Annotated in this window: 27 protein-coding genes and 2 pseudogenes; 6 read left to right on the forward strand and 23 right to left on the reverse strand. The window is 37.6% G+C overall.

Going from position 1 to position 25,519, the window contains the following annotated elements; all coding sequences use genetic code 11:
- The first annotated feature begins 434 nt into the window (after window positions 1–434).
- Complete coding sequence (locus ACIQAA_RS14885) at window positions 435–761, forward strand: hypothetical protein (protein WP_402620833.1); 327 nt, start codon at window positions 435–437, stop codon at window positions 759–761.
- Window positions 762–1,007: 246 nt separating this feature from the next.
- A pseudogene (locus tag ACIQAA_RS14890) lies at window positions 1,008–1,832 on the forward strand (aminotransferase-like domain-containing protein); the annotation flags it as partial.
- Window positions 1,833–1,862: 30 nt separating this feature from the next.
- Here the strand turns inward: ACIQAA_RS14890 and ACIQAA_RS14895 are convergent.
- From ACIQAA_RS14895 to ACIQAA_RS14915, 5 genes and pseudogenes are all read right to left on the reverse strand, one after another.
- Window positions 1,863–2,054, reverse strand: coding sequence for a hypothetical protein (locus ACIQAA_RS14895; RefSeq protein WP_402620836.1), 192 nt, complete (start codon window positions 2,052–2,054; stop codon window positions 1,863–1,865).
- 100 nt (window positions 2,055–2,154) lie between these two features.
- Window positions 2,155–2,701, reverse strand: a pseudogene (locus ACIQAA_RS14900) (N-acetyltransferase family protein).
- 124 nt (window positions 2,702–2,825) lie between these two features.
- Window positions 2,826–3,782 (reverse strand): alpha/beta hydrolase, encoded by a 957-nt coding sequence (locus ACIQAA_RS14905; protein ID WP_402620838.1) that lies wholly within the window; start codon window positions 3,780–3,782, stop codon window positions 2,826–2,828.
- Window positions 3,783–3,910: 128 nt separating this feature from the next.
- Window positions 3,911–4,303: a hypothetical protein gene (locus tag ACIQAA_RS14910; protein ID WP_402620841.1), complete on the reverse strand. Its 393-nt coding sequence runs from the start codon at window positions 4,301–4,303 to the stop codon at window positions 3,911–3,913.
- 188 nt (window positions 4,304–4,491) lie between these two features.
- A complete protein-coding gene (locus tag ACIQAA_RS14915) occupies window positions 4,492–5,181 on the reverse strand; it encodes an N-acetylmuramoyl-L-alanine amidase (RefSeq protein ID WP_402620844.1) in 690 nt (229 codons plus the stop codon).
- A 270-nt stretch (window positions 5,182–5,451) separates the two neighbouring features.
- Between ACIQAA_RS14915 and ACIQAA_RS14920 the strand changes: the two genes are divergently transcribed.
- Window positions 5,452–5,769 carry a hypothetical protein gene (locus tag ACIQAA_RS14920; protein WP_402620847.1) on the forward strand — a complete coding sequence of 106 codons (318 nt, stop codon included), beginning with the start codon at window positions 5,452–5,454 and terminating at the stop codon, window positions 5,767–5,769.
- A gap of 66 nt (window positions 5,770–5,835) precedes the next feature.
- Here ACIQAA_RS14920 and ACIQAA_RS14925 read toward each other — a convergent pair whose 3' ends face one another.
- From ACIQAA_RS14925 to ACIQAA_RS14960, 8 genes are all read right to left on the reverse strand, one after another.
- Window positions 5,836–6,135, reverse strand: a complete 300-nt coding sequence (locus ACIQAA_RS14925; protein WP_402620850.1) for a BC1872 family protein — start codon at window positions 6,133–6,135, stop codon at window positions 5,836–5,838.
- A gap of 135 nt (window positions 6,136–6,270) precedes the next feature.
- The gene (locus tag ACIQAA_RS14930) at window positions 6,271–6,810 is read right to left on the reverse strand and encodes a glutathione peroxidase (RefSeq protein ID WP_402620853.1); all 540 of its coding nucleotides are present in this window, start codon (window positions 6,808–6,810) and stop codon (window positions 6,271–6,273) included.
- Between the two features lie 116 nt (window positions 6,811–6,926).
- Window positions 6,927–7,502, reverse strand: coding sequence for a hypothetical protein (locus ACIQAA_RS14935; RefSeq protein WP_402620856.1), 576 nt, complete (start codon window positions 7,500–7,502; stop codon window positions 6,927–6,929).
- Window positions 7,503–7,726: 224 nt separating this feature from the next.
- Window positions 7,727–9,469 (reverse strand): aminodeoxychorismate synthase component I, encoded by a 1,743-nt coding sequence (gene pabB / locus ACIQAA_RS14940; RefSeq protein WP_402620859.1) that lies wholly within the window; start codon window positions 9,467–9,469, stop codon window positions 7,727–7,729.
- 143 nt (window positions 9,470–9,612) lie between these two features.
- Entirely contained in the window at window positions 9,613–11,070 is a 1,458-nt protein-coding gene (locus tag ACIQAA_RS14945; protein WP_402620861.1) for an amino acid permease, read from the reverse strand.
- Between the two features lie 364 nt (window positions 11,071–11,434).
- Entirely contained in the window at window positions 11,435–11,965 is a 531-nt protein-coding gene (locus tag ACIQAA_RS14950) for a cupin domain-containing protein (RefSeq protein WP_402620864.1), read from the reverse strand.
- Window positions 11,966–12,122: 157 nt separating this feature from the next.
- On the reverse strand, window positions 12,123–12,683 hold the full coding sequence (locus ACIQAA_RS14955; RefSeq protein WP_402620867.1) for a CBO0543 family protein: 561 nt from the start codon (window positions 12,681–12,683) through the stop codon (window positions 12,123–12,125).
- A gap of 194 nt (window positions 12,684–12,877) precedes the next feature.
- Window positions 12,878–13,906 carry a threonine aldolase family protein gene (locus ACIQAA_RS14960; protein WP_402620869.1) on the reverse strand — a complete coding sequence of 343 codons (1,029 nt, stop codon included), beginning with the start codon at window positions 13,904–13,906 and terminating at the stop codon, window positions 12,878–12,880.
- 227 nt (window positions 13,907–14,133) lie between these two features.
- Here ACIQAA_RS14960 and ACIQAA_RS14965 point away from each other — a divergent pair, with 227 nt between their 5' ends.
- Window positions 14,134–15,444: a TrkH family potassium uptake protein gene (locus tag ACIQAA_RS14965; protein ID WP_402621014.1), complete on the forward strand. Its 1,311-nt coding sequence runs from the start codon at window positions 14,134–14,136 to the stop codon at window positions 15,442–15,444.
- A 44-nt stretch (window positions 15,445–15,488) separates the two neighbouring features.
- Here the strand turns inward: ACIQAA_RS14965 and ACIQAA_RS14970 are convergent, their stop codons facing one another.
- From ACIQAA_RS14970 to ACIQAA_RS14995, 6 genes are all read right to left on the reverse strand, one after another.
- Window positions 15,489–15,929, reverse strand: coding sequence for an SRPBCC family protein (locus tag ACIQAA_RS14970; protein ID WP_402620873.1), 441 nt, complete (start codon window positions 15,927–15,929; stop codon window positions 15,489–15,491).
- Window positions 15,930–15,941: 12 nt separating this feature from the next.
- Complete coding sequence (locus ACIQAA_RS14975; RefSeq protein WP_402620875.1) at window positions 15,942–16,709, reverse strand: SRPBCC domain-containing protein; 768 nt, start codon at window positions 16,707–16,709, stop codon at window positions 15,942–15,944.
- An 820-nt stretch (window positions 16,710–17,529) separates the two neighbouring features.
- Window positions 17,530–18,408, reverse strand: coding sequence for an AraC family transcriptional regulator (locus tag ACIQAA_RS14980; protein WP_402620878.1), 879 nt, complete (start codon window positions 18,406–18,408; stop codon window positions 17,530–17,532).
- 90 nt (window positions 18,409–18,498) lie between these two features.
- Window positions 18,499–19,164 (reverse strand): LbetaH domain-containing protein, encoded by a 666-nt coding sequence (locus tag ACIQAA_RS14985; protein ID WP_402620881.1) that lies wholly within the window; start codon window positions 19,162–19,164, stop codon window positions 18,499–18,501.
- 265 nt (window positions 19,165–19,429) lie between these two features.
- Window positions 19,430–19,927 (reverse strand): hypothetical protein, encoded by a 498-nt coding sequence (locus tag ACIQAA_RS14990; RefSeq protein WP_402620883.1) that lies wholly within the window; start codon window positions 19,925–19,927, stop codon window positions 19,430–19,432.
- Between the two features lie 220 nt (window positions 19,928–20,147).
- Entirely contained in the window at window positions 20,148–21,149 is a 1,002-nt protein-coding gene (locus ACIQAA_RS14995; RefSeq protein WP_402620886.1) for an LLM class flavin-dependent oxidoreductase, read from the reverse strand.
- A 476-nt stretch (window positions 21,150–21,625) separates the two neighbouring features.
- Between ACIQAA_RS14995 and ACIQAA_RS15000 the strand changes: the two genes are divergently transcribed.
- Window positions 21,626–22,237, forward strand: a complete 612-nt coding sequence (locus ACIQAA_RS15000) for a cell wall hydrolase (protein ID WP_402620888.1) — start codon at window positions 21,626–21,628, stop codon at window positions 22,235–22,237.
- Between the two features lie 34 nt (window positions 22,238–22,271).
- On the opposite strand, the gene ACIQAA_RS15005 is transcribed toward ACIQAA_RS15000, so the two are convergent.
- On the reverse strand, window positions 22,272–22,784 hold the full coding sequence (locus ACIQAA_RS15005; RefSeq protein WP_402620891.1) for a DUF4030 domain-containing protein: 513 nt from the start codon (window positions 22,782–22,784) through the stop codon (window positions 22,272–22,274).
- Window positions 22,775–23,188 carry a sigma-70 family RNA polymerase sigma factor gene (locus tag ACIQAA_RS15010; RefSeq protein ID WP_402620894.1) on the reverse strand — a complete coding sequence of 138 codons (414 nt, stop codon included), beginning with the start codon at window positions 23,186–23,188 and terminating at the stop codon, window positions 22,775–22,777. Before ACIQAA_RS15010 ends, ACIQAA_RS15005 begins: the two co-directional genes overlap by 10 nt.
- Window positions 23,189–23,343: 155 nt before the next feature.
- On the opposite strand from ACIQAA_RS15010, the gene ACIQAA_RS15015 reads away from it, so the two are divergent.
- Window positions 23,344–23,772, forward strand: a complete 429-nt coding sequence (locus ACIQAA_RS15015) for a DUF2383 domain-containing protein (protein ID WP_402620897.1) — start codon at window positions 23,344–23,346, stop codon at window positions 23,770–23,772.
- 319 nt (window positions 23,773–24,091) lie between these two features.
- Here ACIQAA_RS15015 and ACIQAA_RS15020 read toward each other — a convergent pair whose 3' ends face one another.
- Window positions 24,092–24,712 (reverse strand): DUF2238 domain-containing protein, encoded by a 621-nt coding sequence (locus ACIQAA_RS15020; RefSeq protein ID WP_402620900.1) that lies wholly within the window; start codon window positions 24,710–24,712, stop codon window positions 24,092–24,094.
- Between the two features lie 36 nt (window positions 24,713–24,748).
- On the reverse strand, window positions 24,749–25,339 hold the full coding sequence (locus ACIQAA_RS15025; RefSeq protein ID WP_402620903.1) for a class I SAM-dependent methyltransferase: 591 nt from the start codon (window positions 25,337–25,339) through the stop codon (window positions 24,749–24,751).
- Window positions 25,340–25,519: the final 180 nt, after the last annotated feature.

A 25,519-nucleotide genomic window follows, 5' to 3' on the forward strand; every position in this document is an offset into this window, starting at 1 on the left:
CTTAGTTATTTATGATAATTTGAGATCAGAAATGACCAGATACTATGCCGAAATGTCCTTAAATTTTTTGATTTTAACATTTCAATCTTCAAATTTTATTTTGTATATTCTAAAACAAACACTACTAGCAAATATGGTTACAGACCATGCCCGCATCAAATACATGGCCATTTATGCTCTTTTTAGCATCATTGGGTACCAACTTTCCCCATCTCAATTATGTTTGGTTTTATGGGATTGGTCTGTATCATGATCTTTATTGGGCTAACAAGAACAGATAAGAATGTCAGCCATACAGAAGCTTCAGTCGGATTATCAGAGAGCTAATATAACAATTGCTCGCAATCAAAATGTAAATAATCTGTTACTGTAATAGAGTTGATGTTGGAGGATTGAAGGTATAAACTTTATCTACTATATAAGGAGTGATTTAGTTGAACACAATTACCGTAGATAAGCTGACATTCAAGAAAAAATTATCGATGATTGAGCAATTTGCAATCAAAGATTTCCTGTTTAAATGGGTTGGTAGACCACCAGAAGGAATAGATGATTTTCTACCACTTGAGTACAGTGAATATGTATTTGCGAAGATGGAGGCAATGCACGAAAAAGCATTTGTAGTAAATGGAAATGAACATTTCAGATATGCTACCATAACAGAGGGTAACCAAATGGTTATTGGTTTTTTAGATTCGAATAATGAGTTAAAACATAGAGTCCTTTCTTTAGATGAAGTATTAATTGGTAAGCGCTTTTAGGTGCTTACCCCTTTATAAAGCTACGCTTTCCTCCTCCAGATGCCAAAATATTTGCCACCCCTTTCCATTAATTATTTTCCCTTCCATCGTATAAGCTCTAGAATTGGTTACTACAAATGAATTATTAAATAAAAAGTGCTTGATAAAGAGCATAAAAACAAATGAAAAAAAAGCTCCCATTTAAAGGTCGCTTTCAGAATTCATGAAGCCCAAAATAGCTAATCACCATAGTTGTTTACGAAGCGCGCAGTGGCTATTGAGAATCCTTCCTATCATTATAATCTGCCTGTATTTAAATCTGCAGGGATCAAAACCTATTATTTGAACGGCGATCAAGAAGGAATAAACCCAAATGATATCACTGCATTGTATAAAAAGCACCGAATCAGGATGATTTTCCTAAATCCAATTTTTCAAAATACAACAGGTAGTTTATTGTCGGAAGAAAGGCGCAAAAAGGTTCTGGAAATTTCATCTGAATATGGAATTCCGATTGTCGAAGATGATCCTTATAGTTTAACCGCGTTTACTGGAGAAAAAATTCAAACCCTTAAATCATTAGATCATGATGGGAATGTGCTCTATATTAGCTCACTAACAAAGATCGTTGCTTCAGGCTTAAGAATCGGCTGGATTATTGGACCAAAGGCGGTAATCGAAAGGTTATCCGATGCCAAGCAGCAAGTTGATTTTGGGCATGCAAGTTACACACAATGGATAGCAAATGATTTTTTAGAATCCAAAGATTTTGAGTCACATATCCAGCATTTAATAAAACAGTTAAGTAGTAGAAGAGATCAAATTGTCGATAGCCTTCAGTATTTTTTAAGTGAACAGGTTGATTTTTATATTCCTGAAGGTGGGATTCATCTATGGTGCCGAATAAAAAGTGAATTCAATGAAATGCAATTATTAGAGGAATCGATTAGAAGAGGCGTGATTTATGTACCTGGATCCACAATGGGGTCTGAGAAAGGATTTGTCCGTTTTAGCTTTTCTCGGGAAAAAGAAGAAGAAATTCATGAAGGCATAAGAAGGTTTGCTGATGCTCTTCATGCAGTTTCAAAGTAAAGGATCAGGATTTATTCTGATCCTTCATCATTACGTTAACCAAATGTAGATTCCTAGGGAAACTAATGCTATAAAAATAATCACTACATATATTAAGGTCAAATTGGTTGTATTTCTTTTTGTAGAACTGCTGTAATTCTCGTCGGGCTTCCCCGTTAAAGCAAGGGTTGAGACTACTGCAATAACCAAGATTACTATAACTAAAACTGATAATATTTCCATGCTGCACCTCGTATTTTTTTTAGTGCTTTTACAACTTATATCATAGCGCAACTGGAACCATCTTTAACCATCCAATCCACCTGAAAAATGACCATCCACTTTAAAAATTCAATCTTCCCATCAAAATGGTATTATAGTAATTTCCGTCTGAAAGCAATTTATCATTTTTTAAAGTACCTTCCACTTCAAAGCCATATTTTTGATAAAGTTTAATTGCTTTATCATTCGTCTCTAGAACATTTAAGTTGATTTTCTTTATTCCATTTGTGTCTGCCCACTGAATTGATTCTTCTAAAAACCTTTTTCCTATCCCGTAACCCCAGTAGTCTTTTAAGACACAGACCCCAAATTCTACTTTATGAGAGGATCGTTTTAATTGGTTCCCCTCACATCGGCAAAAACCTATTATTCTATCATTCACTTCAGCCACCAAAAATAGGTTATTAGCCCGTTCTGTGTCCTCTTTAATAACATGTTTAAAACCTGATTCATCTATGTATGCCTAGCCTTGTTCCCTATCCATATTCTCTGTTTTCTCCATCAATCTTGGCTCGGACTTCAGATAGGCTTTTCGCATCCTTCTCCATCGCAGCCCTGATGATATAACGTAAACCATTGATAGTAAACTCTTTTGAATCAACTAGCACTAAAGGTTCCTCCTATTGATAAATAATACTGAAAACTCATTCATTAATTCTAATATTCTATTGTTGCAACTGTAAATAAAAAAGTACAATGGACGAAACCTCATCCATTGTACTAGATTTTATATTATATACCTACAGATTCAGGCTGTGGCTGGAGCGCTTTTTTCAAAGCTTGAACATATTGATTTTTTGCCTTTTTTCCAATTTCGGAAGTTGGATTTAATAGTTCAAAACCATGGTAAGCACCTGGATACAGGTGGAATTCCACAGGAACTCCTGCTTGCGCCAATTTTGCTACATATTCTATGGTTTCATCACGGAATGGATCTAACTGACCTACACATGTATAGGTTGGCGGCAGATTAGAAAGATTTTTTGCACGGGCAGGTGCTGCATATGGTGAAATTTCTCCGTTTGCATGATCACCCAAGTACATCCTCCAGCCTGCTAGATTGTTTCCACGGTTCCAGATGGCACGTTCGTCCGTAATTTCGTAACTGGAAGGTGTTACATTACGATCATCAATCATTGGGTACAATGGCATTTGGAAAGATATGGCCGGACCCTTTCGATCACGGGCTAACAAACTTAAAGCGGCAGTCAACCCTCCGCCTGCACTTTGACCCGCAACAGCAACACGCGACACATCAATATTCAACTCATCAGCGGCCTTCATCATCCATACCAATGCAGCATAACAATCTTCGAGTGGTGCCGGAAATGGATGTTCAGGTGCAAGGCGGTAATCCACGGAAACGACTACACACTGTGCTTCCTGTGCAAACTCTTGGCAGTCTCCGTCCGAACCATCTGCATCTCCTAATACGTAACCTCCTCCATGGATAAACAATAGAGCTGGAAGCTTTGACCCATTTCGAGGTGTGGGTTCATAAATTTTAACCTTCATTTCCTGGCCGTCACCGCCAGGTATGCTGCGCGCAGAAATGTTAACGTTTTCAAGTTTTTCAATAGGAATGGCTGGTGCTTGTCTTGCTGCTTCCAACCCCTCAGGAAGACTAAGCGGCGGGAACACTGTAAGTATTTCTTTCAATTCTGGTGCTACTCTGTTCATAAAATCCATTCAAAAATCCCTCCTATACAAAACTTCTTTTCTATGAATAATCATAGCTCGTACAGTAATCATATGCAATTAAATTTAAAGTTATAACGTGTTAGTAGACTGTTAGACCTATTTTCCCCCAACTAATTTCATTCCATTTTCTTCAATTCTATAAAATCCATATTTTCAACTGAATCGTTCTTTTCCATCCAAATGATAAATAACAGAAGTTTAGACTCTTTATCATGATAATTACATTCATTTTTACATTCATATATGTAATAGCCATTTTCATCTAGTGTTGGCAAACCAGTTTCATAATGAGGATGAATATTAAAATTAACGATTTCAATATCTTCGTTGCCTTTATATTGAACTTCGACGCGATAACTGCTATTCAATTCGACTATTGAAGCATTTATTTTTATCAGCCAATTCTCATCCCCACCTACATATGTGACGGTTTTTGTTCGAAACATCACTTCATAAAATGCAATCAAAAACACAAACACAATAATGGACCAAATGAACTTTTTTTTCATAAAAAAAACACCTCTATATAAGAGATGTAAAATATTCTCAAGTATGACTGATAAAATTACTATCTCAAAATGATAGACTGATTGAATCCATCACTTTTGTCCCCTCTGAAAATATAGTTACAATAAAATACTTAGACTACTATTCGACGAATTATTGATATAAACCTCTTTTTCTAAACGTAATTAATCTACTTAATAAGTATCGCTGGATATCCCTTTGCTTTCAACTCTTCTGCCAAGCCCTTTGCATTATTGATATCTGTAAATGCCCCCACTTGTACGCGATAAAATACATCGGTTGATGGAATTTTAACTAGTTTCTTTACTAAACCATATTGAGCTGCAAGCCCCTCCACCACTGCTTTCGCTGCTTTTTTCTGGTACTCCGTTGTCCTCATTTTCATCGCTTCATTATGGTTAGTCATAAAGGCGAATTCGATTAAAATTGCCGACATGTCTGTATCTCTTAATATTTGAAAATTAGCCGTTTTTACTCCGCGATTTCTAAACTCTAATTCTCTAACCAGTTTGGCTTGTACTTTTTCGGCAAGGGCAGCAGCTTCACTTGGCCTCGTGGTATACACATACGTTTCAGTGCCACCCGCATTATTCCAACCAGAGCCGTACGCATTGAGGTGGTAGTCGATATGAACATTTGCTCCCCAGGTATTTATTAATTCACAGCGTTTGTTTAGCGGAAAATCACTACTCCCAGTAGGATCATCAATTCGTTTTTGACTAACTCCTTCATAATTTTCAAGTTCCATCATTACAATCGTCACAATCTCATTCGTTACCTGCCATTCTTTATATCCATCGGGTGACTGCTTTCCTGGTGTGACAAGTGCATGTCCTGCAGCGTGAGATATATTCAACATAAAGTACCCTCCTTTTTTTGAAAATGGAACTTTTTTTATCTTCTTGGACAATGACAGCCCACCTTTCAGTTCCCTTTTCATTCACCCTATATATATGGATAAAAAATCAAAATGGACAGGGTCAAATAAAAATCCCAGAAATCAAACATTTCTTTCATGCCAACCCAGGTACCGAAATCCTTTATTCCCTGTTATTTTTATCACACCTTCCGCTTTCTTACGAATGTAAAATGATACTGAATCATTAAAAAGTTAAAGGAGGGTATTGTGTTGTTAAAGTTATTTATTTTCGTATTAATCCTTATTACTTTGGTCATGTTAAGTATGTTTATTGCTGGTGTGCTGGAGTTACATAAGCAAGAAAAGGAAGACAAAGAGAATATCATCAGAGACGGAATGGAAGGATATTTGGACAAAACGTTTGGATTTGGCAATGTAACGATCTTCAAATCAATCCTTGATGCTGATGGCAATACTAGATACTTAGTGTATTTGCCAAAGTATGAATGGTTTAAATCTCCGCAATACGAATGGTATGAAGTCTATGCCACACAGAACGGTTTCAAACATGAAGTAATAAAAGGATGATGCAATAGAGCACCTCAAATTTCTCGAGGTGCTCTTTTTTAATCGATTCCTTTATTTATTATTTATCTAAAACCATCCTTCATCAATTGTACTATTGTCGGCGAGTAAGAATGCTGTATTGGTTATCGCTTGTGCTAAGGTATTGCCACTCGCGTAAACATCATTAAAACAAACTTCATGTTCACCTGCTGCTGAATATGTATAGCCGAAACTTTTTAATCGCTCAACAATTAAAAGTGCGTGTTCAAGGTTTTCCTCCGGCTGAAAATCATAAATAAATACCTTTTTTTCTGCGTCATACCATCTGTCATACCGATTTAATTTCCACCCAAGTATTCTACGTGCAATGACCTCAGTTTTGTTCATATCTGACTGACCTCTTTTATACTCTAGATTATTATATTTTACCATTCTTCAAGATAACCATCTGTTTCAATATTGTGTCACAGGTTTTCTCATAGGTGCAAAAAAAGGACCAATATGGCCCTTTCGATTTAAAAATTATTTTAGTAACTTCTCAATGTCATTTTCCATCTCTTCAGGCAGGGTACTTGGGAAATAGCGTTTAACAACATTTCCATTTTGATCAATTAAAAACTTAGTAAAGTTCCATTTAATTTCAGAACTCTCTAGAATCTGTGGAAAATTGTTACTGAGATGTTGGTATAATCTACTGTCGCTATCTATGTTACTATCCTCTGGTGCCTGTTCACGTAAATACCGATAAAGCGGATGTGCATGCTCCCCGTTTACATCAATTTTTTTAAACACAGGGAAACTTACATCATAGTTGACGGAGCAAAATGCTTGGATTTCCTCATCCGTACCAGGTTCCTGCCCGCCAAATTGATTACAAGGAAAGGCTAAAACCAAGAATCCCTGATCTTTGTATGTCCTAAATACTTTCTCCAACCCCTCATATTGCGGAGTTAAACCACATTTACTTGCAGTGTTCACAATGAGCAATACTTTTCCCTTAAAGTCCTCTAAGCTACTATTTTCACCATTTGAAAGCTCAGCTTGAAACGCATAAATCGACATATGTATACCTCCAGCTTTTTTCTTCGTAAATCGATAAAACTCAATACTACTATTCCACAAAAGACGGTCATAAACCTGCAAAAAACAAAAAAGTTCTATCTCTTTACTGAGCTATTTCACAACGAAAATCTACGAACTGATACAAAATGAAAAGGAAGTACAGCTTTATTTTCATTATAGTAATCTTTAAACTTTCCTTCATATATGAATTGAAATTTGGATGCACTTTGCAAATCATGAGGTGTAATCAGTGATAGAGGCAGATCAAAATCGATGATGTTAGATTCCTTAAAAAGAAAAGCAACAAATTGTGAGCAGAAGAAGGCATTTTTCCGTTCTATCGGTATATTAAACATAACGCCAAATAAACCTAAAAAATTATAGCGATAATCTTTTTTCTGTGCTTCAAATTCTTTTAAAACGTGGTTCATCTTTTGAATTTGGTCCTCTGTTACGGTAATAGAATAAATGGCACAGTCTGCTTGTTTAAATAAACCTGCCTTCACATCTTCCATAACAAATCCTCCGATGAAAGGGTTTCGAACAGTTTTTCTCCCAAAGCTATATACCTCAGATAACTGGCTATCAAAGGCAATGGATGCATGATTATATGGTTTTTTCGTATATAACTTTATTAATCTTGTTAATAATGACCCCGTATTCGTTAAAAGAAGGTACATCTGTTTTTCCATCATCATTAGCCTCCTTAAAAAATTGCTCAAGAACTTCTCTGTTTTAACTATACAAATACAAACTTAAGAAAAGTTTCATAGAATCCTTAAGATATTCTTAACTTTTAGGAGTGTTTATTTATATGTAATGCGAAATCTTTTTTGATTTCTACTATTTAAAACAAAAAAAATCACCTTTCCTTTGGGATAGGTGATTACATGGCTCCTAACATTGCTTTTTACTTTTATACTAGATCAACCTCTTTCCATTTTCGGACACTATTAATAAACCAGACTCTTGCTGCTTTTTTTAAATCAGAGTGTGTGAGTGTTTTTTCGTGCATTTCTCCATTTTCGAGTAAACTGTCACGAAAAGTTCCAGCTAGTAAACCGCTTCTTACTGGCGGAGTCCATCGTACACCGTCGATTTCCAGGACAACGTTGCCATTTGTAAATTCGGTTATTTCCCCGTCTTGATTCCAAAGCAGGACATCAAAAGCTTCTCCTGGCTTCTGTTTTTGAAACTTTTCGTAGATCTCGCGATTGGTAGTTTTATGGTACAGAAATGGATTGGTGTTATCGACTGGCTCATCTGCTATGACCACTTTTAACACAGCATCCTGTTGAGTAATAGGTTGACCTTCGATCATTATCTCTCCATCTTTAGCCAATAATAATCGAACCTTGATCATCCCGTTATGTTGTTTATCTCTAAACTCGTTTAACAATCCTTTTATCCTTTCAACTTCGATAGGATACCCAAAATACCGAGCTGAATTCTCTAGGCGTTTAAGGTGCTCGTCAAGCAAAAAATAATCCCCATTGTCCAGCAGCAAACTTTCTAACAACTGGTATTCCAATGGTTTTTCCTCTAACAGCTTTGCTTTGGCAAGAATCTCGTGGTATTCCCCTTCTGATGTGGAATCCCATGTAACTCCTCCGCCTACACCGTATACGGCGCAGCCAGTTGAATGGTCAATCAGCACTGTTCTGATTGGCACGTTAAAAATCGCTTCTTTATTTGGTGTAATATAGCCAATGGCACCGCAGTAAACCTCACGTGGTTCATTTTCTAAATCTGCAATGATATTCATCGTGCTAACCTTTGGTGCACCTGTAATGGACCCGCATGGAAAAAGTGCTTTAAAGATATCTACAAGGGTCGTGTTTTCTGTTACCTTTGCAGAAATGGTAGAGGTCATTTGATGAACCGTCGGGTATTGTTCAATTTCAAATAATTTCTCAACCTCAACCGTTCCTGATTTAGCAACCATTCCGAGGTCATTTCGGAGCAAATCGACAATCATAAGGTTTTCTGCACGATTTTTCTCAGATTGAAGCAGCCAGTTTGCGTTTCTTGCATCCTCTTCAAATGACGCCCCTCTTTTTACCGTCCCTTTCATTGGCCGAGTCGTAATTTTTCCATTATCCAAGTGAAAAAACAACTCAGGTGAAGCAGACAAAATACTATGTTCACCCGTATGTATGTAAGCGCAATAATTAGAGCTTTGTGCTATTTTCAGCCTATTATAAAAAGCAAGACTATCACCGCTAAATTGTGAATGGAGACGGATGGTATAATTCGTTTGGTATGTATTCCCGTATTGTATAGATTTTTTAATAGAGGAGATTGCTTGATTATACTCCTCCATCGTAATGGCTGGTTTCCAGTTAGATACGGAAAAATCGCCATCACTGCTAATTTGTTGAGGTACGGGTTTTGAAAAAATACCAAACCAGAGCAAAGGAAAAGAACCCTCGCTTTTGACTTTAAATGCTGGATCAAATGCGGGAGCACTCTCGTATGATAAATATCCTGCAGCGTAATACCCTTTTTCCACAGCTTCTTGTACAAGCTGAAAGCACGGTAAGACATCTTCCACTTTATGTGCGGCTATCACTCTGACTGGATGTTGAAACGTTAATGGTTTTATTTTTCCGTTTGAATCGGCAAATTCAAATGCTAAAAGAGGTTCTTTTTGTTTCATAATCTATGCTTTCACCCTTAAGTTTTCTAATTTTTCGGCTGTGTTAAAATTGGCTGTTGATTTGCGCTCCAATCAACAGGTTCTAAAATCAACAGTCTCCTTTAACACGGCTAATTTTGTAAAGAAAAGAAACTTCTTTTAGTTTATTTATCCTTGTTTCTTTCGTCAACTCTTTCAGCTATTTCCTGTGCTAACTCGGTGGCGTAGTTTGGCCGGAACTCTCTTGGAGACAAATCTTTTTTGGCTGTATCATTTGCTCCTGTACGTCTCCTGTAGCTCATCAGAAAATAAATGAGGGAGTAAATGACGACCATACTGCTTCCAGTAATGAGCCCAGCTGTTTGTCCTGGAATTAAAGGCATGCATAATAAAACGATGATTAAGCTTATTAATGCAATCCAAGATGTAATAGGAAACCCCGGCATTTGACAGTTCCCTCCCGGCGGACACCCTTCCCTTTTACGAAAGCGGATATGACTTGCCATGATTACGGCATAGGTAAAGATAAGAGCAAAGCCTCCTGATGTAATTAAAACAAGATAGGCTCTCGGAAATAACAAACCGAAAAACAATCCTATCATCATGGATAGACCGGAAAATAAAATACCTTTGTACGGAACATCTCTTTTGTCCTTAAGCCAATGGGGTGCATGACCTTCATCAGAAAGGGAACGGATCATTCTTCCTAATCCAAAAATACATGCCAGCATCGCTGAGAGAATGGCTGAAATCAATACCAGATTTAATGCCGTACCTGCCCAGCCAATCCCCCACCGATTTAGTGAGGCAACCATCGGACTTACGTTTTCACTTAGTTCTGCAGTAGGAATAAGTGGCAGTAACACTGCCGCATACAGGATATATAATCCGACCAATGAAAAAACGGTATAGCGAATCGCTTTCGGTATCGTTTCAGTTGGATTATCGGCCTCCGTTGCCGCTAATCCAATGATCTCAAAGCCCGCATAAGCAAAAACAACCAGAAGCATACTTCCGGCAATCCCCTGTATCCCGCCAGGCATGATTGGTTCCCTCGCCAACTCTCCGGCACCAATCGCTGGTGTTCCAGGCATTAAACCTACAATCAATACCAATGCCGTTAAGATAAAAAAGATAATCGCAAAAATTTTAACAGCAGATAACCCGCTCGCCAACTTACCAATTTTATCTGCTCCTAATAAATTAAGCAGCGTAACCGCTACAATAATGGATCCACCTAACAAAGCGATTGATACATTCGGTACCCATTCACGAACCAACAATGAAATGGCTGTTGCTTCACTCGACATTGATAGAACGGTTCCTGTCCAATATAGCCAGCCGACAACAAATCCTGTACCCTGCCCAAGTTCCCTTGCTGCAAATGTACTAAAGGAACCTACTGTTGGCGCACCTATCGTCATCTCTGACAAGGCATATAAGATTAGATACACAAGCCCGCCGGCTAAAATATACGATAATAAAATAGATGGACCTGCTGCATTAATCGCCACAGATGATCCAAGGAAAAAAGACCCCCCAATGACGCTTCCTAACGCCATCATCGTTAGCTGCCATGCAGACAACCCTTTTCGCTTGCTTTTCATTACATTTTCAGCCATTATGCATGCTCACCCATTTTCTAAAATAATCTAACGTTATTATTTACTTCATTTAGAAAAGGATTCTATGGGATTTCCTGCTAGTATTTGTAAGATGCTTTGATCAGTTGGGTTGCTTGTTTTTACAGAAACGCTTAATGAGCAGCCATTTAATTGACAAAAAATTTACAATTCAACAACTTTGCCTTTACAATTTTCTTCTATACTGAATGTAACAAGGACATATTTTTAAGGGAGGATGCTGCATGCGCGAGTTCATGTTTAGAATCGTCATTTTGATTCCAATTTGTACCTTTATGTAATAAATTCCTTCATTAAAATTCAACCTATTCCTACTAAGACCTTCACAAATACTCCTCTTCATTTATTCCAACGAACTTGGCAGCTGTTGATAAGCTAATTTCATAATGATTTCCTTGTGCTGCGGGTAAACTTTCATCAGTTCTTCTTGTGTAAACAGTTCAAAGTCTTGAAATTCAAATCCTGGGGAAACCATGCATCCCACTAGCGAAAAAGTATCCTTTTCCGAAACGGAAGACCCAAAAATTGAATTTTTCTTTACTAAGACTTGTGGTACTTCACCTGCGTCCAGATTCATCCCTAACTTTATTTCCTTATATTCTCCACTTTCATCAATGACATGAATACTCAAGGAACTTCCACCGTGATAGTACCAAAGTTCATCTGATTTAAGCCGGTGAAAATGGGAGACATCATCAGAGGTTAAAAGGAAATAAATACTGGTATAAAGCTTGCGTTTCCCCTCGTAATTAACGGACAATTCGTTGTCACTAATATGTTCATCTGACTTAAAAGTTTCTATGTAGTAACCACCTTCAAGATGCGGTTTAAGGCCAAGCTTTGAAACTAAGTTATTCAAATCATTAATATGCATGACATAATCCCTCCATTTCTAATGTTCTATACATCTATAACTTAATGTCCTTTTTTACACAACAAGAAAAGCTGCCTTCATGGCAGCAATATTCTTACCAGATTATCCTCTGGTTCAACAAATTAATTAAAAAATCGTTCTAAACAAAAAGGCTACCTTATTTCTTTTCTAACTTTTCGAAGGAATTTAAGTGGCTAAACCAGTGAGCCAGTAAATAGAATGAGGTTAGGATCAAGAAAGAATATGTAAAAGACCAATCAATTTTCTTGTATAAATCAAATTTAGCCAATGCAGGCATCCCTATATATGCACCTAGTACTCCGAAAAAAACTGCTTTTAGATATGGATTAAAGTTAGGCTTATATTGCAACAATAGCATGACAAACACTGGTAAAACAGAAAGTCTGAACGAAAAATTTATTGTGGCTACGGGAACTACCTTTACCGGATAAGCCCATTTTCCAAAACTAACTCCAAGCGTATCAAGGATTTCTGATAATACCATTACCAATAAACCTGCAGAAAATAATCGAGCTGTGCTTTCACGATTTCGGAAAATCCCCCAAATAATCCAAGGGGCAACGATCATAGCTAATGCTGTCCACCACTGCCAAGTAAATAAAAAGGCATTCATAACTGTTTCAACAATTAACTGGTTTGCCTCATTGATCATTTTAGTTGCTTTATCTACTTGTTTCAATCCTTCTTGGTAAGTCATCGACTATGCACCTTCTTCACGATTTCATGCCATGTTAGTTTATACTGCAGCTTTTTAAACTATTCCCCTTTCAAAAGTAAACCAGTTTATTGTAAGGTATCCGCACATAAAATTTCCATTGATACCTACACACTTTTCTATTTTATCTTCACCCAAATAAAAAAACGCCACCGATTAAAGGCAGCATTATTTTACTATAATAGTACTCTCTTTAATTCCTCAATAAAGCCAATTACCTCTTCCTCTTTTGTTGCCCACGATGTTACGAGGCGAATGGCAGATGAATCAGAATCTACCTTCTCCCAGACATGAAAAGCATAGTTGCTTTGAAGCTCGGTGATAACTGCATTCGGCAATATCGGAAAAATTTGATTGGACGGTGAGTGGGTCAAAAACTTGATATCTGCTTTTACGAGCTCATCTCTAATCCTGCCTGCCATCTGATTCGCATGCGCGGCCAAATCAAAGAACAAATTTTCCCGAAAAAGTTCAAGAAATTGTATGCCCATCAATCTTCCTTTTGCAAGGAGCGCCCCTTTTTGCTTAATATGATAACGAAAATCTTCCTTTAAAGATTCACGGCAAATCACTAATGCTTCACCGATTAAAGCTCCATTCTTTGTCCCGCCAATATAAAATGCATCGACTAGGTTAGGGAGATCGCTCAACTGCAGGTCATTCTCCTCTGAACACAACGCAGAACCAAGCCTAGCACCATCCATATACAAAATAAGTTGATTACTTTGACAAAAATCATGTAACTCCTGTAGTTCGCTCTTAGAATAAATGGAACCAATTTCAGTAGAATTCGATATGTAAACTAATTTTGGCTTTACCATATGTTCATCTGGATGACCTTCAAGGACTCCCTGCAAATCTGCTGGTAAAAGCTTTCCATCTTTGCCCTCAACAGATAGTATTTTATGACCGGTTGCCTCAATGGCACCTGTTTCATGCCCAAGAATATGTCCGCTGCTAACGGCGATTGCCGCTTCATGTGGTCTAAGGAAAGCTGATATAGCAATAAGATTGGTTTGTGTTCCTCCTGAAATGAAGTGAATATCAACGTTGTCATTTAGGAGTTTCTCCTTTATCCGTTCACTTGCTTCTTTCGAATATCTATCCTCCCCGTACCCCTCATCCTGCTCCAGGTTGGTTTCTAGCAGTGCATTTAGGATCCTAGGATGTGCCCCTTCACTGTAATCGTTCTTAAAGCTGTACATTTTATTGCCCCCGTTTATAACTTTTTGTAATCATCGTACTATATCTTACCAAGATTTTGCACAGCCTGCCAAAAAAAGTCACATGTTTCAAACCGAAAAGAAGTACAATATTCACTACCACTCACTCGAAGCTTTTGGTATTATTACCAATATTAGAATTTCAAAATGGGTTATTAAGGGAGACCAAACAAGTGAAGATTTATAAAAGAAAAGGAAATATAGTTAAAATGCACCCTGCGCAAATCCTTGTTCTGGGATTCGGCGGGCTAATATTATTGGGGACTTTTCTTTTTATGCTGCCGATTGCTACTTATGAAGAGGGTCGTGGACTAAGCTTTATTGATGCATTATTTGAGGCAACATCAGCCGTTTGCGTTACAGGGTTGGCGGTTGTCGATACGGGAACGACCTTTACCTTGTTTGGAGAGATCGTTCTCCTCTGTTTGATTCAGGTGGGCGGTTGGGGATTTATGACCACAGGAATATTTATGTTCATTATCTTAGGGAAAAAAATTGGATTAAAGGAACGCTTACTGCTGCAAGATTCTTTAAATGTGTTTTCTCTCGCAGGCGTTGTCACCTTAGTTAAGCGGATCATTCTTATTACATTTATTGTGGAATTTCTTGGGGCTGCTGCTTTAGCCATTCGCTGGTCTTTTGAAATGCCGCTTGGGAAAGCCATTTATTATGGAATCTTTCATTCAATTTCCGCATTCAATAATGCCGGTTTTGGGCTTGAACCTGATAATTTAAGCAAATGGGTTGGTGACCCTGTTGTAAACATCGCCATCACTTCTCTTTTCATTACTGGGGGGATTGGTTTTACCGTTATCCTTGATTTATGGGCTAAGAAATCTTTTCGCAAACTATCTCTTCATTCCAAAGTTGTGTTACTCATGTCACTCTTTTTAAATATTATAGGGTTTCTAATTATCTTGATTTCGGAATATAGCAATCCGGCTACTATTGGAAACCTAGCGGTTGAAGATAAGCTTTGGGCTTCCTATTTTCAAGGAGTCGTTACAAGGACCGCTGGTTTTAACACGATTGATATTGGAGCCATGAATCTTTCCTCTCTTGTTTTTATGATGGCACTGATGTTTATTGGTGCATCTTCAGGGTCGACTGGCGGCGGCATTAAAGTAACAACGTTTGCCATCATTATTTTAGCTTTTTGGGCAGTCGTGACAAATCGGGACAACGTGAACCTTTTTAAAAGAAGAATTTCATGGGAATTGGTAAATAAATCGCTGTCGATTGTCGTAGCCGCTTTATTTTTTATCTTTTTAATCTTCTTTTTACTAACTTTTACTGAAAAAGCTGATATGAGCAAACTACTATTTGAAACCATTTCAGCGTTTGGAACGGTGGGGTTGTCAGCAAATTTCACACCAGAACTCTCCCCATTCGGAAGAGTATTGATTACGATTATGATGTTTATAGGCAGACTTGGGCCATTAACCATGGCATTTGCTTTATTGAATCCTAAAAAAGAAGCCAAGGTAAAATACGCAGAAGAAAAAATATTAATTGGATAATGAAAAACACACCGTTTATGCTTTGAACGGTGTGTTTTGCAGGTTTATCGATTATTTTCTAGGATTTCTTTAATTTTTTTCAAATCTTTCATGTTGGCTTTCTTCATCATGAAAGACATAAACGGCGAGATTATTTTTGAAAAGCCAGTTGGATTCCCTTTATTTCTTAAGGTCATTCGTGTTTGATTATCATTAATAGCTTGCCATGAATAGATCGTCTCCATTGGAAAAGGTCCTTGAGCCGTTTTCATCACTAGTTTCTTTCCAGGAATAAGTTCTACAATTTCATACACATAGGCAAGATCACGGCCAAGAAATTTTGCATTAAACGCAATTTGTGAGCCTAAAGTAAGTGGTTTTGGTGTTCTCCATTCAGCAGAATTAATATTTACGTACCATTCAGGGGCATTGTCAGGGTCCGCTGCATATCCTGAGACCTGTGAAATAGGACAATTAATGGTTATTTCTGTAACGACATCAACCATATCAATCCCACCTTATTTCTTTTCTACGTAATTTTTAAGTAATGTTCCGAGAAGGTATTCCCAGCCCTTTTTGTGCTCTTGTTCCCATTGTTCTTGGATGACACCAGAGGCTGTATGTGAAAGCTGCAGTACCGTACCCTCATCTTTTTCAAGAAGACGATAAGTATAGGCACTATTTACTGCTCCCTGCATACCGAGATGACCGAAGAGGCGAATTTCTGCAGGAGCGTTCACGTAGTATACATTGCCCCAAATGGCACCCTCTTTTTCACCCCATTTTTCAATAAAATGTCCTCCTGGAACAGGATCAAAGGTAAAGTGAGAGGTTACACCTTTAGGAGCGATCCGAAACTCCCACCAATCCTCCACTTTTTCCGTCAATGCTTTGAAAACCTCTTCACGTGGTGCGTCAATAAATAGCTCCTGTTCAATTCGAAATTCACTCATTTTTCCATTTCCTCCTTTTTGTTTTACTGTCGAACGTAGGTTTAATAGTGAGCTGGCAGTTTTTTGCATATATTTCCCTACCCAGCGGTTATGCATTTCCTGCAGAGGTACCGCATTGAGAAAGTTTCGTTTATACTTCCCTTCACGCCTGACCACCACCAAATTGCCTTCCTCTAAAATCCTTAAGTGCTTCATGATGGCATATCTAGTTACATCCGGAAAGTATTCGTCTAATTCACCCGTTGTTTTAGGCGACTGCTTAAGGATATCCAAAATCTGCCTTCTGGTCGGGTGACCTAATGCTTTAAATACCGTTGAAAGTTCTTCGTCCATTACTAAAACCCTTTCTTCAAGGATTGAAAAACATGTTACCAAAAAGTCACATATATTTCACGTGACCTTATAGTAACATGTTAACAAACAGCGGTCAAGCAGACTTAATATCATAAAAAAAGACATTATCTCCCTAAAGAGACAACCCCTAAGTCCACCATTTAAATTCATTTTAGTTGTTTCATATCTTGTACTCCATTATTTAATAATGAACAATTGTAGAAAAGGTTCGATGGACAAAATAAACACCGACCAATTGGACGGTGTTTATTTAAATGGCTAAAAGTCAATGACAGAATTTCTGCCAAATATTCTACTTATGCAATAAAACCTTTACTAACTAAATTAATGTGAGCTTTTTGTTTAAGTAATCTAATCTTTTGTTTTTTGGTTAATCTTCTCCAAATCCTTACTTTGAAATACATAAAAAGCCCTCCTTACTATGATTGGAGCAACTCCAAATACTTCTACACATTTCTACCTTTTTATCTAATGGACACTAATTTTAAATTTTCGTGATTATGTTTTTATTTTAGCAAAGATATTGTTGATTGAGAATTTAAAAAGGTCGACCAATTCTAACGTAATATTACAAAATTCACTGTTAATTTCATGGTATTCACACTTTGAAAAAGAATATGACTAGAAATTATCCCATTCATGTCGAAATGTATTTCGAATATTATGAAAATATATGTCAATATTGTGAACGATTAAGTATAAAAATAGCCCTTCAGTTAAGTGACTGAGGGCTTTTAGTTCATTAATTTTCCTAGAAAAAGGAAAACTTTGTCCATTTGTGCAAGTGTTAAATAGAACTCTACTCATTTTTCGAGGTAACTGGCACCCAAATTTCACTGCGAAAAGTTGGAGAAGTTACGTCTTTATGCTCGTTCCACAACATTTCTGGTCCAACTGCAAGTTGATAGTTGGATGAAGGAAACCATTCTGAGTAGATTTTGCCCCAAACATTCTGAAGCGTATCAGGAAATGGTCCGACTGCTTCGAATACTGCCCAAGTTAAAGCAGGTACTTCCAGTTTCGTTAAATCATCAGGACATTCCTTCGTTGTTGCCACTCCGATATAATGATCCAACTCCCCTTTTTCCTCCATTCGTCCTTCTGAAAAGTTCGTCGATGCACTAAGCAGACCAAGTGGCTCGACATTAGAAAGCTGCTTAAGACGGTTAATTTTCTCCATATCTAAACTTTGCCACATCGCTGAAATTTCCGGATTCACGCCATTAAATATAATGGGAACTCTCTTTTTAATTCCTACTAGGTTAAAGTGTTCTTTTTCGATTATTCGGTAGTTCATTTCACTTGCTCCTTTAATGGATAGTTGGAAGGTCATCCTTGGAAAAGCTTTCAACGATTGACCGCCGTTTCTTGCTTCCGACGGTGTAATTCCATGCAGGCTCTGAAAAGCTCTTGTAAAGGAGTCTGGTGAGTTATATCCATATTTAATGGCTATGTCCAATATCCTCGCTTTACTATTCATCAATTCAAAAGCTGCAAGTGAAAGACGTCTGCGCCGTATATACTCAGAAAGCGATACACCCGCTAAATAAGAGAACATTCTTTGAAAATGATATTCCGAGCAAAAAGCGAGCCTAGCCACTTCTTTATAATCGATATCGCCCAGCAAGTTTTCTTCTATATACCCTATTGCATCGTTTAATCTTCTTAGCGAATCCATGAATGACCTCCTCTCATTAAAAGAATAGCAGAAAGGAAATGGACACATCCGACTATTCCTGCACAGATTTGCAGGATTATTTTCCATCTATTAACAGGCTAAGCCGCATGTACATTTATTTTTTCCAAAATACAATGAATAAGCCGCAGGAAATTCCTGATTCACTCGCTGGACCTCTTTTGCAAAGTCCTCCTCTGTTTTCGGGACCGCTGCTAAAGAATTCGCCTTATCCTGGGTATCAATGTTAGCTCCAGGCGGTACAAAGCTGTTTGGTTTCAGCTCGACTCCATTGGTAACCACCGCTCCAGAGGAAATAAAGCTTCCTTCCCCAATGACAGCAATATATACGATTGCCTTGAAGCCGATGAATACGTCATTTTCCACTCGGCATGGACCATGTACCAGGGCACCATGCGCAACCGAAACCCGGTTCCCGATATAGATAGAATACTTTTTATTCTCCTTCTCAAAATACTTATTTTTCAAGCCGTGAAGAATCACTCCGTCTTGAAGATTACTATTGCTCCCAATATAAAAAGGAGTTCCTTCATCCGCCCTGATACTTACAAATGGTCCGACGAAGGTATTATTTTGAATGGTTACATCACCAACCACATACGTAAAAGGACTTAAAAATGCTTGATTATGAATAATGGGAAACCGAGGATAGGGATTTACCGAAGTTGGCGGATTATAGCCGACATAGTAACTGTATAGGTTGAATGGTCCATATTGATACCCTTGTTGATTCCACAAATTTATCTCTCCTTTCTTTTTGAAATCGTTAATATGTATGTAGCTAATGGTGACATATGTATTCATATTATTTTCTTTTTATCACCAAAAGGACGGAAGCAGTGTTGCCGCCCTCTAGTTAAGCGAAATGACGCAACTAGCAAGAGGAAGCTTCTTCTACGGCTCAGCAGCCAATAAACATGAAGAAAACAAAAATACATATAAAGCTGCATAATCGGGGTAATTATGTATAAATGGTGCCTGTCACCAAAAAGCAGCCAGTGTCCTATTCGGACTCTGGCTGTTTCGTTTTTGGTTCTCCGTTGTTTGCTTGCTGCTGATTGGTTTTGAAGAGGTCCTTTGATAGGGAGTTTAGTTTGTTTACGAAGCGGTTGAATCCAAACCCTACGAAGAAGGCGAAGCTTATTTGTGCATAAGGGGTATCTTCAAAGTCTACGAATTCGATTAGTAAGATTCCGCTTTGGATTAAGGTGACTGCCACTATTGCTGTACCTGTTGCGAATATCGGGTAAAAGATGTACATAATCCATTCCCTATAGTCTTTTAATTCATCTTTCATGTAATGAGAACAAAACATATATAAATGTCGCAATGAGCCCCCAATGGATCCAGCGAAGAAATAATACAGAAATATTTTAATGTCATCAATAAATGGCAGTGATTCATCAAGCGCTCCAGTCCATACAATCCCTATTGCTATAAAACTCCCAAAAAACAGCAGCGAAAGATATAGTAAAATACCGGCTTTTAACCAATTATTCACCCAAATCACCCCGCTTGTGATACTCCATCCTATGTGGTAACGGATAAGGTCGTGACTAATTTAGGTTAAATAAGCCCAATAATGTTATTTTACTAAATACAAATGAGCACAAAAAAGATGACGATTGTAACACGTCATCTTTTCCTATCTACCTTAATTGTGCCCAAAATTCTAAAAACCAAGAATTTAGGTAGCACAATCACGGCTGGAAGGTAAAGAATTACTTCCCATCCACCACTTCTTTAAATATTTCATAAGATCGTTTCTGTTTCTCAACATCGTAGATATACGACACTGCCATAATTTCATCAACACCATAGTAGTTTTGAAAGTTTGTCAGCTGCTGTCGGATGGTTTCTTTGCTTCCGATTAAGGTCACACTTGACATGGACTTTGCCATTTCTTCTTCCATTGGAGTCCATTTTCCATCCATGGTTTCAACAGGCGGCTGTAGCGGATTACGTGACCCGCGAACCACGTTTAGGAAAAACTGGTGCATGGTGGTTTGTAAGATTTTAGCCTCTTCATCGGTTTCTGCGCCGATGACATTTAAACACACCATCATATATGGTTTGTCCAGGTACTCAGAAGGCTGGAATCGCTCGCGATAAATCTTAATCGCTTCACCCATGAATTTTGGTGCAAAGTGTGATGCAAATACGTATGGCAGACCTAAGCTTGCTGCTAAATAAGCAGAATCTGTGGATGATCCTAGAATATAAATTGGAACATTGGTTTCCACGCCCGGATAGGCTTTTACATAACCTTGGTGCTCTTCTGGTCCAAAATAAGTCAGCAATGCCTGAACATCCTCTGGAAACGTATATACGGAGTCACTTTTTGAGCGGCGCAGCGCATTGGCAGTCATCATATCTGTCCCTGGAGCGCGTCCGAGACCCAGTTCTACTCGATTTGGATATATGGTTGCTAATGTGCCGAATTGTTCTGCTACGACAAGCGGCGAATGATTTGGCAGCATAATTCCACCTGAACCTACCTTGATTGTTTTGGTATGCTCCAATGTATGTTTAATTAGGATGGCTGTAGCTGAACTGACAAGTGTCGGAGAGTTGTGGTGTTCGGCAATCCAGTATCGCTTATAGCCCATTGCCTCTGTTGCTTGCGCTAGATCCACCATTTCATCAATTGCTTGCTGCGATGTCCGTCCTTCGCGGATCGGAGCTAGATTTAAGACGGATACAGGTATATTAAATGTTCCCATTTTATTTATTAGTCCTTTCTTTTTAAAGGTGTATTTCTATAGTAACAATAGAAATACAAGAAACAAACTTATATGCTTTGATTACTAATTCTAAAATTATCCTGCATCACTTCTGATAAAATGATTCACCACATGATTTCAAAATACTTCATGTGTCCTGTTTTCTATGGTGATTAGCTATTTTGGGCTTCATGAATTCTTCATGAGGACCTTTTTCCTTTCCATTCAAAAGTTCGGGCTTCATCGATCTTTAATAAGGACCACTTCAGGATTTTCACCTTAACTTTTGACTCCATAACTCTGCTTTTCCTTATGTTTACGACGGATCGCCAATTCTATTAATTTGGAATATCCTTCGACCATTCTCATAGACTTCAAATTGTCTTCTCTATGTAATTTAACTGTAATACTATTCTATTTTTTCAATTCATAGTAATAGTTTTAAATACATTAAACCAACTTGGAGGACTAGATTGATGAAAAAAATAATCACTTTCTTAACACTTGCCGCTTCACTACTGTTCGCTTCCCCCGCATTTGCTTATACAGTTAAGCCTGGAGACACGATGTCAAGTATTGCTAGAGAGCATCATTTAACCCTTCAGGAATTAGCTGATGAGAATCCCCAAATTTCCAATTTGAATCTCATTTTCCCTGGTCAAGAGATCAACACAAATAAAACTATTAGGTCTAATGAACCGAAAATAGAAGAATCTGTGAACCAAAGTCTATCAAACCAAGAAATAGATTTGCTTGCACGATTAGTTAGAGCTGAGGCACAAACGGAACCTTTAGAGGGGAAGATTGCCGTAGCTTGTGTAGTTCTTAACAGAGTCGAAAGTGCCCAATTCCCAGACACCATTAAGGAAGTCATTTATGCCCCTGGTCAATTTCAACCAGTGCAAAATGGTGAAATCAATAAGCCAGCGGATGAGGAATCGATTCAAGCCGTACAAGCCGCTCTTACAGAACAACGCCAATTGGCTCCTGGTTCCTTATTCTTCTATAATCCCGCAATCGCTACCAGCCGTTGGCTTGATACAAGAGAAACCACGCTCGTAATTGGACAACACGTATTTAAAAAATAAAAAAAAGGACCGGTTTTGGTCCTTTTCCTTAAAATTATTTATAAATTATTTTCTTATCTTTACCATAAATAGTCAGCTCATATGGATCATTTCGTACTTCTGTAGTCTTTTCATGTGTTTGGATAAATTCCGTAATTTCATTTTCAATTTCTTCTGCCAGTTGTTTTGCATCGGGATCCGTAGATTTAAGCGAGATTTTTACTTCGATTTGCAGTGGCAGCGGATGAAAGGAATAAGAAAGACCCGTTACTTTAAACGCTTTATTCTCCATTAGTCCGCCAAAAAGGATATTAATAATATCATGTTTTCCCCATCTTAATTCTTGTTCCCGTGCAGCCATATCGATGCTGGTAATTCTATATTTAAATTCACCATATTCTTTAGTAAGCACTTTTAATTTCTCTTTTAACTCCGGAACTCTTTTTTCCGTATTTGGCAATGCAATATACATAAAATTTTCCATGCTATTTATTCGCACTTGTATAGGGAATGCAGGCTGGTAATTATTTTTCTCTAGCAGGTCGAGCACTTTTTCTTCTAGCTCCATGCTTTTTCTACTATATTCATTTTCCAGAGGAGTAGGTTCCGCAGCCAGACGTATTTCTCCTCAACCGATTGTCCCCCGCTTGGAAAAATCGAACGAAAAAAGTCTTGGTAACTGATATTATGATAAGACCAGCTTCTAAAATAATCCTTGCATTTATTCACAGTAATTCGGTACAGCCATGTTTTGTACGAAGCTTTATTTTGGAATGTATCCATACTTTTATAACAGCTAATAAACACTTCCTGTGAAATATCTTCTGCCAATTGTTTTTGTTTAACATACGTAAAAGCCAGCCTAACCACCATATCTCCATACTCTTCCATCAGCCAACGTAATTGATTTTCTTTTGTTAACTCATGGATTTCAATTGGTGATGAACTTGTTTCTTTCTTTTTCACAAGCATTCAAAACCCCCCTCTTTCCAAAAACTTAGACGAAGCAATCCCCTCTTCAGTTCCGTAATAAAAATCTTTTTTCCTAAATTATGAATGAGTTGAATCCAAATCTCGAATAAAAACGCCTGTCATGGCAACAAAATAGAATGAAAGGATGTGTGGGCATGTCGAATGAAGTCATTATAGAGGAGCTAAATACCTTATTAAGAGGTACATATATGGGGATTCGGTCTTTCGAACACTATATCCAAAAGGCTGAAGATGATGAATTAAGGAGAGTCTTTCAATCCATGCAGCAGGAGGTTAAATTGAATGCGCAAAAACTTGCTGAGCGGATTCAGAATCTAGGCGGTGTCCCAGCTGACGATGAAGGCTTCTCTGGTTCTATGCATAGTTTTATGCACAAAGCCATGCTTCCGGATGATACAAAGGAGATGATTGAGGACGCTTTGAAAGGCTTAGATCATTATGGGGTTCAATATTCTGAGGAACTTGTCAGGGGTGACCTTGACCCTGATAGCAGGCAGCTTGCCGAAGAAGTGTTTGACACAAGCCGGAGACAAATCGAACAGCTGCAGCATTTACTTCACTAATTGTAATCAAAAATACTGACGTGTAATTTCCACACGTCAGTTTTTTTATAATCCAGATAAAAATCAACAGGTTCGTTAAGTTTGTGATTCGAGCGGAAGGTACGAGATTCCTACTGGAGTACGGAGCAGGGGAGACCCCATAGGCATTTTAGTGCCGAGAAGGCTCCCCCGGACAATCCACGGAAAGCGAAGTGCCTCGTGACAGGCAAAGACCGCCTGTCCCTGCGGTGATTATTCAAAGAAGCTTTCCTTAGTGGAGCGGAGGTCAATAGGAGTTTTTTAACACAGCCTACTGTTTAGAATTTGGAACGAAATTTGTTCATAATTCTTTCTGTAACAACCAATTATGCAGTTTGGAAAGGAAAAGTAAGGTTACGATTGTACCCATTATGGTTAATGCCATATCCCACTGAGCATCCCATATATCGCCTTGGTTCCCTAAAAAATTTTTAGCAGTTTTCCCTCCCTTACCGATAATAAAACTTATCCATTCAATAATTTCATACAAAGCTGAGATGGCAAGAGAAATACTTGTAACGATCCAAAATAACCAATTACCTTTTGTTAAGGCAGTTTTCCTTAATAATAATTCTCTTATTACAATGCTAAACATGCCTTTTATAAAATGTCCAAACCGATCGTAATGATTTCTTTTAAAATCAAAAGTATCTTTTAGCCAATTAAAGAGTGGAACTTTTGAATAGGTGTAATGTCCTCCTACAAACATTAAAATAGCCATAATAGCAATAATGGTGTAAGAAAGAGTAGTTAGACGAAACTTTTTGTATGTTACTATTACGAAAATTAAGATGATAATGGCAGGAGTGACTTCTAATACCCATGATGAATAACTGGCAGGCTTGATTATTGACCAAATAAAAACGGCTAAAACAGCCAGTAATAACAAAACATGAATCGTCACAACAGTTTTTTCCTTCATATCTTCTATCACTCCTAAATGCTTTACTCCACGTAATTATAAGGAAGCGGAAAAATACAGCTCATTATAAAAAAAACACTTTTTAAATTTTTTTAGAACAGTGCATTGAAATTTTTCCTTTGTAAAGTAACTTAAATACTCCTCTTCTCTTAAAATGTACTCACCTTTATCATGCGACCTCATATACCAATTACTGAATGGAGACTTCTCAAACAAGCAAGGTTCCATAACAACAATTCTCCCTTCTGGTTTTAAGACCCTCTTGAATTCCTTTACATAACCATAAACAATTTCGGGAGGTATGTGGTGTAGTACAGCAATAATCAAAATAAAGTCAAAGCTATTGTTGTCTGCAGGAAGTTCACTTCCATTAAAAGTTTCAAATCGATATTGCTTATACAATCTTTTGGCGAATTCAATCCTGTATGAATCCGGATCAATACCAAAATAATGTTCAGGTGTACATAAAGTGCAGTTTGCCCCAGTACCTGCTCCAAAATCCAGCACTTTTTTGCCTGAAAAATTAAAGTGCTGCTGAATATGATTTTGAATATATAATTTTGTAAGCCATTTAGGTCGAATCAATGAGTGATAAATTCTTGGTGATAATTGCAACCAAAGCACCACACTAATTTAAATTTTTTGTTTGCACAATAATTTTAGAATAAGAAGGAAGCAGCCATTTTATACCTTTAAAAAAACTTAAAGGCAAGGTTAATATTGGTAATAATCAATAGCTAATTAAAGTAAAGAATAACTATTAACGATTTCTTTTATTCATGAGTAAATAAAGCTAAATTAGTTACA

It is taken from the genome of Neobacillus sp. NPDC093182, from assembly GCF_044754045.1.